Consider the following 17,389-nt stretch of genomic DNA (forward strand, 5'->3'; position numbering starts at 1 on the left):
TAATTGTGAAATGTTGACTAAAGAAAGCGTGAGTATTTAGTGGTAAGCAGTAAATTTTCTGAATGTGACACCGAAAAACTTGACAAGACCGTTGAAAATGTTGTAAAATTATTAGAACGAGAGGGTTTGACCATAGCTACAGCGGAGAGCTGTACGGGAGGACTCCTTTCGGAGCTTATAACATCAGTATCGGGCGCGTCTGCGGTCTTTGAGCTTGGGATATGCACATATTCTCAGCGGATAAAGACAGAGTTTCTGGGAGTTCCTGCCGAGGTCATACAAGAGTTCGGCGTAGTGAGCGAGGAAACAGCACTGAGCATGGTCAAGGGACTAAAAATACGCTCGGGAGCAGATGTGTGCGTTTCTGTAACGGGTATCGCAGGTCCATCGGGCGGAACTGCGGATACTCCTGTGGGAACGGTGTATATCGGTTTCGATATCTGCGGCAGTCAGTTTGTAAGGCTGCCCGAATTATGGAAGCTGAGCGATATGAGCAGAACGAATATCAGACGATGTGCGGCTGCTTATGCGTTTGGCACGATTGAAAAAATACTGATGGAGGCGAGTAAAGACTGATGAGCGAAAAAATAACCGACGGAAGCTCAGAAGCTCAGCGCAGAGCTGAGAAGATAAAGGCTATCAGAAGGTCTATCCGCAGTGAAGCGGAAGTCGCTCCGATGACTTATGAAAATAAATCAGACAGCGAGCGCTCTGAGAGCATGGCTGACCGCATTGCAAGGGTAAAGGAAAAACACACTGCAACTGCGGCGGATATACTTGACGAGCTCGACAAGGCAATAGCAAGAGAAAAGGCAGACGCAGAAAGATTAGCTGCAAAGCAGGCAGAAGCTGAAGCAGATGTCAAGGCAAACGCTTCTCCCGATATCTCTGATATACTCCCTGCACTGGAAACTCCCGCACATGAGGAACTTCAGGAACTGGCGGAGGAAGTAGCCGGAGACTTCACAGAGGTCAGCGGTGATATCACGGGATATACGGAGGACTTTACCGAGACTGAGGCAGAGGCGGAAACTTATGAAGCAGAAGTAAACAACGCGTATGCACAAGAGGCAGAGACTGAAAGTGTGACGGAGGAAAAGGACGAGGAAACTATGGTCTTTACTCCGATCGGTCATGCTGCCGAAACAAAACAGACGGAAGAACCTGTTCGCCCTCTTCATCGTGTAAATGAGGACAAAGCTCCTGAGCCAATTATTCGGGCGGCTGCGGAGACGACCTCCGAAGAGACGAAAAAGCCTTCCAAAAAGAAGAAAAAGAAGAAGAAAAAAACCATTAAACAGCGCCTGCTGGACCTGTTCCCTCAGAAGGGGGACAGGCTCGGTGAGCGCATAAGAAAGATCGTTTTCCTCGGTTCTGTTGTTGCGATAGTTGTCTGCGGCTACATAGTAGGAGACTACTACTATGACCTGTGGTCAAGTAAGCGCAAGACCAGAGACCTTATGGAAATGTATGAGATATACGGTGATCAGGAGGCTCCCAAGGATGAGACACCTGTGGACGACCGCGTGAGATATCTCGATATGCTGCCCGGCGCACGCAAGCTCTGGGAGCAGAACCATGATATCGTCGGCGTCATCACTATCCCCAATACCCCTATAAATAACCCTGTCATGCAGGCAGAGGACAATAAAAAATATCTGAACATGAAGTTCGACCTGACTGAAAACATAGCAGGCGAGCTGTTCCTTGATTACAGAAACCATTTCGACGAGGTCGGCGAGGACGGCTACTTAGCGTGCGAGAACTCGGATAACCTTATCATCTACGGTCATAATATGTATGACGACCAGATGTTTGGCTGCCTTAAGTATTATAACTGGCGAGAGGATTATTACTCATTGCACCCCGTCATAAACCTCAGATCAAATTACGAAAACTACAAATATAAGATATTCGCATTCTTTATTCTTGACGCAGAGGACGAATCGGATACAAAGTTCGATTGCTGGAACAAACTTGACTTCGACGGCGAGGAGGATTTCTACAACTTCGTCAACGAGGCTAAGAGAAGATCGATACGCCTTAACAAGGTGGACGTTAAGTACGGCGATCAGCTGCTTACCCTTTCAACTTGCAATACTACTCTTGCAGATGAGGAAAGAGGACGTATCATTATAATGGCAAGACGTGTGCGCGAAGACGAGGATCCTATTGCAGGTACTCAGGACAGCGTGCGCAACCCAAATATAAAGTGGCCTAATCTCTATTATGAGAACCATTCGGACGCAAGATATGATCCGAATGCTCCATTTGAGCCATACGGACCTGCGGAGGCGAAGGATAAATAATGAACAAACCTGTAAAAATAATCTCAGCCTGTGCTGCCTGTGCGGCGGCTGTAGGACTTGGCATCTACGCTGTAGTGATAAGCAAGGACAAGAAAGCTGTCCCGATATACAGTGATGTAGTCGAGACCACCGCGCCGACGGAGGCGACAACAATGGCGCTTCCCGATGACCTTGCTGACAAGTACGGTTATGTGCCGTCTCAGCTTGGCATGACTGACAGAGCAAAGTCCCTCATGCACGTCAATAAGGACGTCGTAGGCTGGATAAAGGTGGACGGTCTTCAGATCGATTATCCTATAGTAATGGACCCAGGAGATATCTCCTCGGATATTGCTTTTTACGGCGGCAAGGATTATGACTCTAATTCCTTCTATCTCGACAATGATCTTTACAGACAGTACGACGAGAGAGGTTCACTGTTTCTCGATTACCGCGATACCTTCGGGGCTGTCGAGAGCGAACAGTCAGAGAATCAGGTAATATACGGTCACGCATGGTGGAACGGCGAAATGCTGGGCTGCACCAGAGAGTACCGACTGAACCCCGATTTCTACTGGAAGAATCCTTTCATTCACGTAAGCTCCAACTACAAGGATTACGATTATGTTATTTTCGCTGTTCTTGTTACCAGCGGAACTTACGACGCTACTGACTTCCGCTACTGGACTATGGAAGATCTCAGCTCGGAAGAGGACTTCAATTTCTATATCGACAAGTGCAAGAGCCGCTGGCTTTATGATACAGGAGTCGATGTGAAATACGGCGACAAGCTCATTACCCTTTCTACCTGCTATTCGGACGTGGATAATTCACGATTCCTCGTTGTGGGCAGACGACTCAGGGACGGCGAGGTCGCAGGAGATACAAATTCGATAAAGCGTACTGAGTCATGGTTACAGGCTCAGAAAGCAAAGGAAGCTGAAAAAGCCGCTGAGGAACAGGCTCAGCAATAAGCGAACTCTTATATTTTTCAATAAAGGAGAGCGTTATGAAGGTACAGACCATGCTTAAACGAGCGGCAGCTGTGGCTTCGGGAGTACTTGTGCTCTCGGCGTCTGTTAGCATGAAAACTGCGGACAGCTCTTTGTCAGCCGAGGAAACTACGGCTGCGGAAACTGCTTCGGCAGAAAGCGAAACAGCTGCGGAAACCGAAACAGCCTCTGAGCAGGCTTCGGAGAACGCAGAGGAAGAGCCAAAAATGCCTGAGGATTGGGAGAAAGCTGATATCAACGATTACGATTCCAGCCTCACTCTTATAAGCTATGAGCTCGCAACGCCTGAAATGGCGAAGGTGGGCGAAGCTGTTGATCCATATGCAGGGCTTTCCGAAGAAGAGCGCAAGGCTCTTGAGGAAACAATTGCCAAGAAAAAGAGCGCGTTGAAAAAAGCAACGCCTACATTATCAAAGAATGCGGCTAAGAGCCGCACCAAGGAGCCTACAGCAGTCGATATCAAGACATCGGGTGCGGCAGTAGGCGACATTCCGCCGTCTCAGGAAGGTCAGAGCGTTGAAGCCAAACCCGGTGAATTCGCATTCGTGACATATGGCTGGGGACACGGCGTCGGTATGAGCCAGAACGGTGCAAACTTCTATGCAAGCTGCGCAGGCTGGACATATCAGGATATCCTGTACCACTATTATCCCGGTACGGAACTTATGAATACAGGAATGACCGATGAGGAGGAGCTTACCATTGCTCATGAGCCCGCAGGCGATACTCTGAAGGTCGTATCTGAGATAGTCAACCGAGAGGTGGGCGGAAGCTTCGCTTACGAAGCTATCAAGGCTCAGGCAGTTGCAGTATATACTTATCTCAAGTATAACGGCGACGATTCAAAGGACCTGAGAGGCAAGCCTGATCCTCCGCAGATAGTCATCGACGCCTGCAATGAGGTCCTCGGCGAGGCTCTTTACTATGAAGGCGATTATGCGCTGACAGTATTCTCTGCTTCAAGCGGCGGCTGCTCCGCAAATTGCTATGAAGTGTTCTATGCGGATTATCCGTATCTCAGAAGCGTTCCAAGCGACTATGACGCCGCTTACGATCCGCACTGGGGAACAGTTACCTATATGAGTGCCGAGTCAGTGAAGAAAAAGCTTGAAACAGCTTACCACATCACCCTCTCGGACGATCCCGGAAACTGGATACAGCCCGTTTACTCAGAGGAGACAGGCTACGTCACCTCTGTAAACATAGACGGACAGACAACTGTGAAGGGCTACCCATTCTCAATGATGATGGGACTTAAATCATCGAAATTCAATCTGACATATACATATGATTGATATGGCTTAAAGCCAAAAGATACACAGAACAAAAGGAATAAGTCTTTGGATAGTGGGGCACAGTCTCATTATATCCGAAGGCTTATTTCTCCTTTTAGGTGAAAAAAGGTGGAGCCGTGAGGTGAAAAAACCCTGTTTTTGACCTTGAAAGGTGAAGAAAGGTGAAAACTTTAATAATAATTTAACAAAGATAAAAACGTTTGTTTCGTTTCTTTTTAATCAATGGTTAATGATTAAACAAAATCCATAAAAAATAGCCATTTTTGTGGAGTAATATTGGAAATACCCACCATTGACCTTATCTCTAAATAATGATAAAATATGTTTAGGGTGAAAAAAGGTGATTGGATGTGAAATTTTCCAAATTAGGGTGAATCATTCCTAAGGTTAAAGAGAAAGCGAGGCGAAATTCTATGGCAGATCTGTTATGCGGTACTTATTACCCAAGTATAGATCAGAAGGGCCGTATGAGTTTCCCGACTAAGCTCCGAGACGTACTTGGTGCTGAGTTTTTCCTTTGCCAGGGACATGATGACGCCTATATCGCCGTTTACTCGCCGCAAGCATTCCAGGATTACTGCGAAAAGCTTAATTCTATTAAAGGTAAGAATGGTTCTGACATCAGACGTAAGCTTCTTGCAGGTGCTGATAAGCAGGTCCCCGACAAACAGGGACGTATCTTTATCACACAGCAGCTCAGAGATCATGCCGGTATAACTGACGAAGTCGTTGTTATCGGCGCTAATAACAGAGCTGAGATCTGGAACAAGTCCAAGTGGGAAGAATTCAACAGCAGTATCACTCAGGACGAGATCAACGATGCTCTTGCTGACCTTGTTATCTGATACAGACGTTTTTATCTTTGTTACCGATCAGTTTCGGAAATAAGGAGAGTTTTGCTTGATGGAATTTACCCATATACCTGTAATGCTTGAGGAATGTATTGAAGGGCTTAACATTCGTCCCGACGGTATCTATGTTGACGGTACTGCGGGCGGTGCAGGTCACTCCTCTGCAATCGCCTCTCATTTGAATGAAAATGGAAGGCTCATCGCTCTTGACAGAGATCCCGATGCGGTTGCTGTTGCAACAGAGCGCCTGTCGGTCTACAAGAATGCAATGGTAGTTCACAGGAACTATTCAGAGATAAGAGCGGTCCTCGATGAACTTGATATAGACTATGCCGACGGTATACTTATGGACCTTGGCGTTTCGTCATTTCAGCTCGATGAGGGAAGCAGAGGCTTCTCGTACCACTCCGACGCTCCCCTCGATATGAGAATGAGCAAGGAGGGAATGAGCGCTGCCGATGTGGTCAATACTTATTCCGAGCAGGAACTGGCAAGGATAATATTTGAGTACGGGGAAGAAAAGTTCTCCCGAAAAATAGCCTCAAATATAATCCGTGCAAGAGAAAGCTCGCCGATAATGACTACTACTCAGCTGGCAGACATCATCAGAGAAAGCGTTCCTCAGAAGGCGAGACGTGAAAAGAACCCATGCAAAAAGACCTTTCAGGCAATAAGGATCGCTGTCAACGGAGAGTTTGAACACCTCGAAAAAGGACTCGACGACGCATTCCACAGTCTGAGGGCAGGCGGACGCCTTGCAGTTATTACCTTCCATTCCCTCGAAGACAGAATAGTAAAGAAAAAATTCGCGGAATGGTGCAAAGGTTGCATTTGTCCACCGGACTTTCCCCAGTGTGTATGCGGACACAAGCCGCAGGGAAAACTTGTAAACAGAAAGCCGTTAGAGGCTAAAGAAAAGGAACTCGAAAGAAACAACAGAAGCAGAAGCGCGAAGCTCAGAATAATAGAAAGGAGTGCGGAAAGCAATGGCTGAAAACACTGTACGCTATTATATGGATGAAAGCTATGACGATGCCGATTCGGACGAGATGACCGAAGCAGGTGACGCTATGCAGAATGACTCTGAGCAGAAGCCCGAGATACAGATGAGAAAGACCGAAGCCAGAAGCGGTTCGGTTTTCAAGATAATATGTGTATCACTGTTGGCTGCCGCGCTGTTGGGCTCGGTTATCTATTCTCTTGACAAGAGAAACACGGCATACAACAAGGTGTCAACTCTTCAGGAGAAGCTTGATAGCGTCGCAGCCGAAAATGTAAGACTCCAGTCTGAACTTGACGGAAAAATGTCGGCTAAGAGCATAGAGGAATATGCCAAGTCGCTCGGAATGGAAAAGATCGATTCCACACAGATAAAATATATCCAGATTCAGACAGGCGACGTCGTTACTATTCCCGAACAGAAAAAAGGAATTATGGCGAAAATTAAGTCCTTTTTCGATAAATGCGTGGAATATTTCAGAGGGTAGTACCAATATATATATAACAAAAGGGCTGCCCGCATAATTAATGAACACTATCGGCAACGAAAAAATATATATAAATGCCGAGGTTATATGTAGAACACGGAGATACAGCGGGTGATCGGAATATCGGATGTGCAGTTCCCGGGCTCTGGGCGAAATAGGGCTCGGGGACGGTATGTCCACGCTTGAATAGCGATAAATCCTTCGTCGTATCAAAACAAAAGGACATCCTGAAAAGATAAATAAGATGTTCAGAGGCGGGGCACATTACAACCCTGCCCTTTTTATTTATACAAATTGTCACGGAAAGGAAGCTTCTCAGTGATAAATACAAATCCCTCAAATGCAATGAGGTTCAGATCAAAGATAGTTATGACTGCCGCTTTCAGTGTGCTTTTTGCGGCTGTAGCAGGCAATTTTTTCAAAATATCAGTTCTTGACAACAAGAAATATCAGAATATGGCTAACGACCAGCACTTCGGTTCGGTAAGCATATCAGCCCACAGAGGCTCTATCTACGACTCAAAGGGCGTTGCTTTTGCCAAGAGCGCTACCGTTTATAAGATATTCATCGATCCTAAGAGCTTCAAGGAGGATCTTGAAAGACTGGAAAAGCTTATAAACAAGCGTACAGTGGATATAGCCAACGGCACATATACTCCCGTTCTTGATGAGGATGGCAATGATAAGAACAAGCTCCCTGCGTCAATAGACGAATTCAAGAACGACGCGGTGGCCTTCCTCTCGGTAAAGCTTGGCATAACTCCTGAGGAGATAACAAAGGCTATGGATCAGGACACCCAGTATATCGTCCTTCAGGAACAGGTGGAAAAGCCTATCGCTGACGAGATAGACAATTACTTCAACGAGTGGGGCTTTGTTTCCATAAGAAACGAGGAAGATACAAAGCGCTATTATCCGCAGAAGGATCTTGCCGCTTCTGTTATCGGCTTTACCAACGGAAATGTTGCCTACGGTATTGAGTCTTCCTATGACAAGTACCTCTCGGGAATTGACGGCAGAACCATATCTGCTGTGGACTCAAACGGAAACGCGCTCCCTTACAGATATTCCAAGACCTTTGAGCCTAAGGAGGGCAACGACGTATACCTTACTATCGACAGAGAGATACAGTATATACTTGAAAAGAACTTAGAGGATATGGTAAGGACTCATTACGTCAAGAACCGTGCCTGCGCTATCCTTATGGATCCGAAAACAGGCGCTGTTTACGGTATGGCTACATATCCTACCTTTGATCTCAACGAACCGTTCAAGGTATCGGATCAGACTATATTCAATAAGATATTCGCAGAAAAGAATATCACCGATCCTACGGAAAAGGATTTCAAGGAATATACTCCCGAAGCCAGAGAGCGTATGTGGAAGAACAAGTGCATAACAGAGACCTATGAGCCCGGTTCGGTATACAAGGTCATTACAAGCTCTGCGGCTATCGAGGAGAATGTCATAGATATCGAGCATGACAGCTTCTACTGCGAGGGCTTCAAGAAATTTGAAGGTCATAAGGCTAATATCGACTGCTGGAAACTTGCTCCCGGTCATGGTATGCAGACCTTTCAGGAGGCTCTTACAAACTCCTGCAACCCTGCTTTCATGGATATCGGCGCAAAGCTGGGCAAGGATAAATTCTGCTATTACTTTGACGCATTCGGCTTCAGAGAGCCTACAGGAATAGACCTTCCTGCCGAGGTAGGCGGCAACAATATCAGCGCTGATAAAATGTCTCCTGTCGATCTTGCAGTTAGTGCTTTCGGACAGTGCGAGACTATCACTCCTATGGAAATGATAACAGCCTGCTGTGCCTCAATAAACGGCGGATATCTGCTGAAGCCTTATGTAGTCGACAAGGTAGTCGACAGCGACGGAAACATCGTTCTCAAAAACGAGCGTACCGTTAGAAGACAGGTAATATCCGAGGATACATCGGCTAAGATGAGAAATGCTCTCTACAACGTTGTAGTCGGAAACGGCGCAGGCAACGTTAATATCAAGGGCTATGCTATCGGCGGCAAATCAGGTACATCTCAGCGACTCAGCGAGACCTCCCGTTACGAGGAGATCAAGGAGCAGGAGGACGCCACCCTGCAGGAATACGGTGCTTCGTATGTGTGCTTTACTCCTGCGGACGATCCAGAGCTGATACTTTTAGTGCTTGCTGATATGCCTGATAAGAGTGGCGACGGCTACTACGGAAGCAAGTGCGCTGTTCCTACAGCAAGAAATATCCTTACAGAGGTGCTTCCGTATCTCGGCAAGAGCCCTGAGTACAACGAGCAGGAGCTCAAGAATCTGGACGTCAAGGTACCGCTCCTCAAGGGCGCAAGCATTGATGAGGCTATAAAGACTCTTGACGGCATGGGCGTCAAGTACGAGAAGATAGGCAACGGCATCGAGGTCGTTGACCAGTCTCCGCTGACAGGCAAGGCTATAGCCAAGGACGGCTGTGTATACCTGTATACCGAAAAGGTGAACTACGCGGATACTCTGGTGACAGTTCCTTATCTGTACGGCTGTTCGCCAAGCGTTGCAAATCAGATAATCAACGACAGCGGTCTGAACTATACCACAAAGGGCGCTTCTGTCGAGCGTGACGGCGCTACTGTAAACAGTCAGTCCATTCAGGAGGGCAAGCAGGTGCCGAGAGGTACTACAATAGAGCTTGAATTCATGGTAAATGAGATGAGCGACTGATATATTCAGCCAAAAACTATTACAGATAAAATAAATATTACTGAACAAAAGAAAGACAGGAGGCAGACACAATGAAATTATGCGATCTTATCGAAAACAACGCCGTTACTGCTATAGGCGATACCGAGATAAGCTCAGTTACCGACGACACACGCAAAGTCACCGAGGGAAGCCTCTTTGTCTGTGTAAAGGGCGGCAGCTTCGACGGACACACAGCGGCTAAAGAAATGCTGGAAAAGGGCGCGGCAGCTGTAGTCTGCGAGCGTGACCTCGGGCTGGGAGACAGACAGATAATCACAGAGAACTCCCGAAAGCTCTACGGTCAGATATGCTCGGCATGGTTCGGTCATCCCGAGCGCAAAATGAAAATGATAGGCGTTACGGGAACTAACGGAAAAACTACTATCACCAATGTAATAAAGCATATCCTTATGAAGAACGGGCATAAAACAGGGCTCGTCGGAACGATACAGAACGAAATAGGAGATGAGATACTCCACACCGACAACACAACTCCGATGGCGTATGATTTCATGGGGCTGCTGGCAAAGATGGCAGATGCGGGATGCGAGTATGTTGTTATGGAGGTCTCCTCCTTCGGTCTGTGTCAGTACAGGATAGGCTCCTCATATTTCGATGTGGCTGTGTTCACAAATCTCACTCAGGATCATCTGGACTACCACAAGGATATGGAGGACTACTATCAGGCAAAGAAAATGCTTTTTGATATCTGCGACTGCGCTGTTATCAATGCGGACGACGACTACGGCAGGAGACTCTTCGGTGAAGTGAGCTGCAAGAAACTTGGCTTCAGCGTAAAGGAGAATGCGGACTTCTATGCCGACGGCATAAAGATAAAGTCCACAGGCTCAAGCTTCTGGTTCTGCAACGGCGACAAGTCACACCTTATCAAGACAAGAATGCCCGGACTTTTCAATGTATCGAACATCACGGCGGCAATTGCTGCCTGCCTTGAAGCAGGTCTCAATATCGAGAATATAATCCCTGCTGTTGAGGAATATAATGGTGTAAAGGGACGCTGCGAGGTAATACCTACAGGGCTGGACTTTACAGTAATCTGCGATTATGCGCACACTCCCGACGCTGTGGAGAATATCCTGCGAAGCGTTAAGGAGTACACCGAAAACGACCTTATCTGCCTTTTCGGCTGCGGCGGAAACCGCGACGCGGCTAAGCGCCCGAAAATGGCTAAGGCTGCGGCGAAATACGCCGACAAGCTCATAGTTACATCGGATAATCCCCGAAATGAAGAGCCCGAGGCTATCATAAAGGATATCCTCGTCGGTCTTGAGGGCACAGATGTGAACTATGATGTTGTAGTTGACAGAAAAGAAGCGATTTTTCATGCCTTGAAAATTGCTGAGAAAGGTGATATAATAGTACTTGCCGGCAAGGGACATGAGGATTATCAGATACTTGCAGGCATGGAGCATATACACTTCGACGAGCGCGAGATAGTCGCCGAGGGATTAAAGCTTCTCAATAAATAAAACTGGAGTTGTTATTTTAAATGTCTTTCTGGATAGTAAATCTTGTAACTGCACTTTTATCATTCGTCATTGCAGGAGTTTCGGGCATATTCCTTGTCCCGTTCCTGCATAAGATCAAATTCGGTCAGCCGATAAAGACTGTGGACGGTCCGAAATGGCACGAGAAGAAGCAGGGAACTCCTACAATGGGCGGTTTCATGTTCATAATCTCAACTGTGCTGACCTCTGTTGCAGGCTATTGGATATACAGGTGGGAAACAGGCGTTGACACAACGGATAAGGCGAGCTTCAAGCCCTTTTATCTGCTGCTGGCGGTAGTTCTCTTCTCTGTAGCATTCGGCGTTATCGGCTTTATCGATGACTACACAAAGGTTGCCAGAAAGAACAACGACGGACTTACTCCGTGGCAGAAGATAGCTATCCAGCTTGTGGTATCAGTTGGATTCCTTGCTGCCATACACTTCTTCGGTGACGGTGCTACAAGTATCGACCTCGGCTTCTGGAGAAGCCCCTCACTTGGTATATTCTATTATATATTGATGATACCTGTGATAATTTACCTCACAAATGCGGTAAACCTCACAGACGGCGTGGACGGTCTCTGCGGCTCGGTGACATTCGTGGCAATGCTGATATTCACAGTATGCTGCTCGATACTCAAGCAGAATGAGATGACCTGCTTCACAATGGCTCTTGCAGGCGGCTGTCTGGGATTCCTTCTCTGGAACCTGAACCCTGCAAAGTGCTTCATGGGCGATACAGGCTCGATGTTCCTCGGCGCAGCCGTAACAGGCATGGGACTTATCCTCCACAAGCACCTGCTGCTTCTCCTTGTTGCTCTCGTGTACATCATCGAGGCGCTTTCTGTTGTTATACAAGTCAGCTATTTCAAGTACACAAAGAAGAAGTACGGAGAGGGCAGACGTATCTTCAAGATGACTCCTATCCACCACCACTTTGAAATGAGCGGCTTCAGCGAATACAAGATAGTGATAACTTTTTCGCTCTTCGGCATTATTTTCGGAGTTCTGGGCATAATTACACTGTTAGTTTTCTGAATCACATATATTTAAGGAGAAAAAATGGCGTCAAGCAATTCACAGACACAAAGCCGCTTTGCCAAGTATAATCCCTTTTCGGGAGGCAGGCGCGGAGACCTGAGCCTTTCGTTCTTCGCTTATGTTATGATCTTGCTGGTCGTGGGTATCGTAATGATGTCCTCGGCAAGCTATGCATGGGCATACAGCGAGCACGGCGGCGACGGTTTGTTTTATGCAAAAAAACAAGCGAAAAATGCCTTAGTCGGCTTTGCGGCTATGCTTTTTTTTATGAAAATGGACTATCACAACTTCAAGAACCTGAAGCTGCCCGTACTTAAAAAGCTTAATATCGCGAGCCTTATGTATATCGTCGGCGCAGCACTGCTGATAGCCGTTCTTTTTATCGGTAACGACGAGGGCGGTACTATGGGTGCACGACGCTGGATAGACATCGGACCTCTTAACCTACAGCCCTCCGAGGTGGCAAAGCTGGCACTCATCATCTTTTTTGCCTACAGCATGGAGCGCGACGGCAAGAATATGAACACATTCAAGACAGGTATCCTCAAATATTCGATGATACTGGGCTTGTATGTGCTGCTCATCGGTCTTGAGAAGCATATCTCGGGTATTATCCTTATCAGCACTATCGCCGTAGCTATGATACTCTGCGGCGGCGTCAACAAGAAGCATTTCATCGGGCTCGGAGCGGCAGTTCTCGGACTGGCGATAGCCTATATATCATGGCAGGCACAGGTACCAGACAGCTACGTTGCGGTACGTATAAAGTCATGGAAAGATCCCTTTGCCGATAAGCTCAACGATACGTGGCAGACCGCAAACTCACTTATCGCTATCGGCTCAGGCGGACTTTTCGGTCTTGGTCTGGGAAACTCCCGTCAAAAGTATCTCTATCTCCCCGAGACAAAGAACGACTTCGTTTTCCCGATAGTATGCGAGGAGCTTGGCTTCGCAGGAGCTCTTGCTATCATCATCGTATTCTTCCTTCTTATTGTTGAAGGCTATTCTATCGCAGTACGCTGCAAGGACCGCTTCGGTATGCTCATTGCAGTCGGCATAACCACTCAGATAGGCATACAGACTGTCCTCAACCTTGCCGTTGTAAGCAATCTTATACCGAATACAGGTATCAGCCTGCCGTTTTTCAGCTACGGCGGAACGGCGCTTATCATGCAGCTGGCGGAAATGGGTATCATGCTGAATATATCTCAGCACAGGTATTACCCCGACGAAAAGCCCAAACAGAAAAAGACTAAGAAAGCGGCTCAGAGCAGTCCCAAGGCAGAGCCGAAAGGAGCATAAGTATGAGAGTTCTCATTGCCTGCGGAGGCACAGGCGGTCATATAAATCCGGGGCTTGCCATTGCTGATATCATAAAGAGCAAGTATCCCGATGCGGAGTTCCTCTTTGCAGGCACTCCAAAGGGCATGGAAGCAAAGCTGGTCCCTGCGGCAGGATACAAGCTTGAAACTATCAAGGTGGCAGGCTTCCAGAGAAAGATATCCATTGAAAATATCGGCAGGAATGCCAAGGCTGTGGCTTATCTTGTTACATCGGGTTCAAGAGCAAAGCAGATAATAGAGGGCTTCAAGCCCGATATCGCTATCGGTACAGGCGGCTACGCGGCAGGTCCTGTGATACGCAAGGCTGCAAGAATGGGCATACCTACCGCTATCCATGAGCAGAATGCCTATCCGGGCGTAACGAATAAGCTCCTCTCGAAAGAGGTGGACTACGTTATGCTCACAGTTAAAGAGGCTCTCAAGTTCATGGACGAGAGCAAGTTCGAGCATAGCGTTACGGGACTTCCCGTAAGAAGCAATATCAACACCATGAGCCGCGAGGAGGCACGAAAGAAGCTGGGCTTTGACGACAGCTTTACCATACTTTCATTCGGCGGCAGTCTCGGTGCAGGCTGTATCAACGATACCATGACCGAGGTCATCAAGTGGCACACAGGCAAAAAGCTTAATATAAACCATATCCACGGCTACGGCGGCATGGGAAAGGAGACCTTCCCGCAGGCTATGAAAGCCGCAGGCATACCGCTGAAATCCGACAGGCTTCGCATTACCGAGTACATAAACGATATGGACGTTTGTCTTGCGGCGGCTGACCTTGTTATCTGCCGCTCGGGAGCTTCCACACTGGCGGAGCTTGAAGCCGCAGGAAAGGCTTCGATACTTATCCCGTCGCCTATCGTTGCAGGAAATCACCAGTATCACAATGCAATGGTTCTCGGCAACGCAGGAGCTGCTGTAGTTATCGAGCAGAAAGACGTTACCAACGAGCGCATGATAGCCGAGATAGAAAAGCTCTACGGCGACTCGGCAAAGGTAAAGTCCATGTCCGAAAGTGCAGCAAAGCTGCATCTTACGGATACAAATGAACGCATACTTGCGGTAATTGAGAAATTACTTGCAAAAAACAAATGAATCAAAGTTGAGAGTTAAGAATTGAGAGTTGAAAGTTATGGTGTCGTCTGCGACGACAAAATTTAAATAATGTGAGCGAAGCGAACACATCAACTCTCAACTCTACACTCTCAACTGTAAATCATTTTTGTAACATATCTCTCATTTGAAGCATACTATACATAAAAATGCTGTGAGGTGGTATGATGCAGAAATTTGTTATTACAGGCGGCAGACGCCTTTGCGGTGAGCTTGCCTTACAGGGCAGCAAAAACAGCTCCCTGCCAATAATGGCGGCGGCGCTCCTGTGCTGCGGCGATTGTACGCTGCACAGCTGTCCCAAGCTTACCGACGTTTATGCAGCCGCAAGGATACTCAACTGTGTGGGCTGCAAATGCAGCTTTGAGGGCAATACCGCGGTGATAAACTCCGAAAACATCGGAAGTACCGAGATATCCGAGGAGCTCATGCGTGAAATGCGCTCGTCCATAATCTTTATGGGAGCTATGCTTGGCAGGGCAGGAGAATGTACTGTCAGCGTCCCCGGAGGCTGCGAGCTGGGACCTCGTCCCATAGATATGCACCTTGCCGCTCTCAGGAAAATGGGAGTGGATATCCGCGAAAGCGGCGGCAGTATCATCTGCAAGGCTCCTTCTGGCAGAGCAAAGGGAGCTAAGATATCCCTTGCGTTCCCGTCGGTGGGAGCTACCGAAAACATCATACTCTGCGCGGTTACGGCAGACGGTGAGACCGTCATAAACAATGCCGCCCGTGAGCCCGAGATATGCGACCTCTGCGGCTTTCTGCGAAGCTGCGGCGCTGACATATCAGGGGACGGCGAGAGCCGTATCATAATCAACGGAAAACATCAGCTTCACGGCTGTGAATATACAATAATGCCCGACAGGATAGTCTGCGCGACCTATCTTTCAATGGTGGCGGCGACAAAGGGCGAGCTTATACTTACAAATGCCTGCGTTCCCGAAACAGAGCCTTTTTTATCGGTTCTGGAGCAGACGGGGTGCAGTATTTATACATCTGAAAAGAAAATATACCTTCGCAGCGGTTCACGGCTGAGAGCCGTCAGAGACAGGATAAGGACCATGCCCCATCCGGGCTTTCCCACTGACGCTCAGGCTGTGCTAATGGCTGCGCTTTGTGTTGCCGACGGCACCAGCGTTTTCGAGGAGAACATCTTTGACTGCCGCTATCGTCACACCGACGCTTTTGTAAAAATGGGCGCGGATATACAGGTGCTGGGCAAGGTCGCTGTCATAAAGGGCAGGGAAAAGCTTCATGGGGCAAATGTGGAGGCTACTGACCTGCGAGGCGGTGCAGCCATGGTCATCGCAGCTCTCTGTGCAGAGGGGAGCTCCGAGATAAGCCGTATCTGCCACATTGACAGAGGATATGAAAAAATGGAAGAAGCCGTAGGACTTTTCGGCGGAGATATGCGCCGCGTCTGAGGCGGAAGGAATCAGGAGAAAATATGAAAGACGTTGAAAAGACCAGTGTTGAAAGACAGAACAGCCGAAGACGCATAAGAAGACGTCAGAGATGGACTAATGTCTACGGACTTGTGGTCATACTGCTTGTGCTCACCGTAGGCATAACTATAAGCTACACCTTTTTGTTCAACATAAACGAGATACGTGTGTCAGGGCAGTCGGATATGTACTCTGCTGAGGAGATAGTTGAGGCTTCGGGCATAAACAAGGGCGACAACCTGCTGAGACTTGACTGTGAAAAGAGCGAGCAGAGGATACTTGACAAGCTTCTTTACGTTGAGACAGCTGTGGTCGACAGGGATTTCCCGTCATCGCTGGATATCACGGTAACAAAATGCATACCTGCCTTTAATGTGAACTACGGCGAAGGAACTCTCCTCGTCAGCAAAAAGGGCAAGATACTGGCTGATAACGGCTTCATAACCGACGGACTTCCTATTATATACGGCTTCGATCCTGCGGATCATACCCCAGGTAAGCCTGCCGCTTCGGAAAACGAGCACAAGAACGACGCTTTTCATGAGCTTATATCAAGTATGTCTACCAAGGAAGACGGCAGCATAATGACTGTCGATATGAGCGACGAACACGCTATCATCGTAAATTACAAGAACGGCATGATATTCAAAATGGGCAACTGGAACGACGTTGAATACAAGCTGAATCTTGCGGATACAGTAATGCAGGATGAGACAGTCAAAGGCAAAAAGGGCTATCTGACTATGATAGGCACCAAGCAGTGCAGCTTCAGAACCAGCGACGGTCCTGTGGCAGTGCCAGGTGCTGAGGAGACTACGACACAGCCGATGACCGATGAATACGGTTTCCCTGTGATAAAGAGCGAGCACGATCCGAAGCAGGAGGAAATGCTCAATGAGTTCAACAATAACCGCGGTACTACCGAGCCGACAACTGCCGCACAGCAGTGGACAGACAACAGCGGATATAACGACGGAAGTCAGTGGAGCGATAACAGCTATCAGCAGGATAACCAGTGGACGGACAACAGCCAGTGGTCTGACGATAACAGCTGGACGGATCAGAGTGCTCAATGGTCTGACAACAGCGGTGATACGGCAAATTATGACAGCAATGCTGTAAATCAGTGGTAAATGCTTCAAAATGATGTAAAAAAATATAAGAATTTGCTGCTCGTTATTGTTTATTTCGCTGAAAATAAAAAATGTTTTATTAGGACTTGAAAAAATCATGGCATTATGCTAAAATATAAAGTGTATTTATAGGTTAA

General features: G+C 47.6%; 14 protein-coding genes. All 14 read left to right on the plus strand.

Going from position 1 to position 17,389, the window contains the following annotated elements; translation table 11 throughout:
- Window positions 1-39 precede the first annotated feature (39 nt).
- The 14 genes from BT105_RS10735 to BT105_RS10800 all read left to right on the plus strand — a co-directional run bounded on the left by BT105_RS10735 (window position 40) and on the right by BT105_RS10800 (window position 17,252).
- Complete coding sequence (locus tag BT105_RS10735) at window positions 40-576, plus strand: CinA family protein (RefSeq protein ID WP_072300745.1); 537 nt, start codon at window positions 40-42, stop codon at window positions 574-576.
- A complete protein-coding gene (locus BT105_RS10740) occupies window positions 576-2,309 on the plus strand; it encodes a sortase domain-containing protein (protein ID WP_072300746.1) in 1,734 nt (577 codons plus the stop codon). The genes BT105_RS10735 and BT105_RS10740 overlap by 1 nt, the downstream gene beginning before the upstream one ends.
- Window positions 2,309-3,262 (plus strand): class B sortase, encoded by a 954-nt coding sequence (locus tag BT105_RS10745; protein WP_072300747.1) that lies wholly within the window; start codon window positions 2,309-2,311, stop codon window positions 3,260-3,262. Before BT105_RS10740 ends, BT105_RS10745 begins: the two co-directional genes overlap by 1 nt.
- 35 nt (window positions 3,263-3,297) lie before the next feature.
- Window positions 3,298-4,596, plus strand: coding sequence for a SpoIID/LytB domain-containing protein (locus BT105_RS10750; protein ID WP_072300748.1), 1,299 nt, complete (start codon window positions 3,298-3,300; stop codon window positions 4,594-4,596).
- 413 nt (window positions 4,597-5,009) lie between these two features.
- Entirely contained in the window at window positions 5,010-5,441 is a 432-nt protein-coding gene (locus BT105_RS10755; RefSeq protein WP_028515858.1) for a division/cell wall cluster transcriptional repressor MraZ, read from the plus strand.
- 58 nt (window positions 5,442-5,499) lie between these two features.
- Window positions 5,500-6,441, plus strand: coding sequence for a 16S rRNA (cytosine(1402)-N(4))-methyltransferase RsmH (gene rsmH / locus BT105_RS10760; protein WP_028515859.1), 942 nt, complete (start codon window positions 5,500-5,502; stop codon window positions 6,439-6,441).
- A complete protein-coding gene (locus BT105_RS10765; RefSeq protein WP_072300749.1) occupies window positions 6,434-6,934 on the plus strand; it encodes a hypothetical protein in 501 nt (166 codons plus the stop codon). The genes rsmH and BT105_RS10765 overlap by 8 nt, the downstream gene beginning before the upstream one ends.
- A 318-nt stretch (window positions 6,935-7,252) precedes the next feature.
- Window positions 7,253-9,646, plus strand: a complete 2,394-nt coding sequence (locus tag BT105_RS10770; RefSeq protein WP_143186578.1) for a penicillin-binding transpeptidase domain-containing protein — start codon at window positions 7,253-7,255, stop codon at window positions 9,644-9,646.
- A 71-nt stretch (window positions 9,647-9,717) separates the two neighbouring features.
- Complete coding sequence (locus BT105_RS10775) at window positions 9,718-11,157, plus strand: UDP-N-acetylmuramoyl-L-alanyl-D-glutamate--2,6-diaminopimelate ligase (RefSeq protein ID WP_072300750.1); 1,440 nt, start codon at window positions 9,718-9,720, stop codon at window positions 11,155-11,157.
- Window positions 11,158-11,177: 20 nt separating this feature from the next.
- Complete coding sequence (gene mraY / locus BT105_RS10780) at window positions 11,178-12,215, plus strand: phospho-N-acetylmuramoyl-pentapeptide-transferase (RefSeq protein WP_072300751.1); 1,038 nt, start codon at window positions 11,178-11,180, stop codon at window positions 12,213-12,215.
- A 24-nt stretch (window positions 12,216-12,239) separates the two neighbouring features.
- Window positions 12,240-13,520 (plus strand): FtsW/RodA/SpoVE family cell cycle protein, encoded by a 1,281-nt coding sequence (locus BT105_RS10785; RefSeq protein ID WP_072300752.1) that lies wholly within the window; start codon window positions 12,240-12,242, stop codon window positions 13,518-13,520.
- Between the two features lie 2 nt (window positions 13,521-13,522).
- Window positions 13,523-14,653 (plus strand): undecaprenyldiphospho-muramoylpentapeptide beta-N-acetylglucosaminyltransferase, encoded by a 1,131-nt coding sequence (gene murG / locus BT105_RS10790; RefSeq protein WP_072300753.1) that lies wholly within the window; start codon window positions 13,523-13,525, stop codon window positions 14,651-14,653.
- Window positions 14,654-14,838: 185 nt separating this feature from the next.
- Complete coding sequence (murA, locus tag BT105_RS10795; RefSeq protein WP_072300754.1) at window positions 14,839-16,098, plus strand: UDP-N-acetylglucosamine 1-carboxyvinyltransferase; 1,260 nt, start codon at window positions 14,839-14,841, stop codon at window positions 16,096-16,098.
- 23 nt (window positions 16,099-16,121) lie between these two features.
- Window positions 16,122-17,252, plus strand: coding sequence for a cell division protein FtsQ/DivIB (locus tag BT105_RS10800; RefSeq protein WP_081367868.1), 1,131 nt, complete (start codon window positions 16,122-16,124; stop codon window positions 17,250-17,252).
- Window positions 17,253-17,389: the final 137 nt, after the last annotated feature.

The organism is Ruminococcus flavefaciens (assembly GCF_900119075.1).
GTDB classification, from domain to species: domain Bacteria; phylum Bacillota; class Clostridia; order Oscillospirales; family Ruminococcaceae; genus Ruminococcus; species Ruminococcus flavefaciens_Q.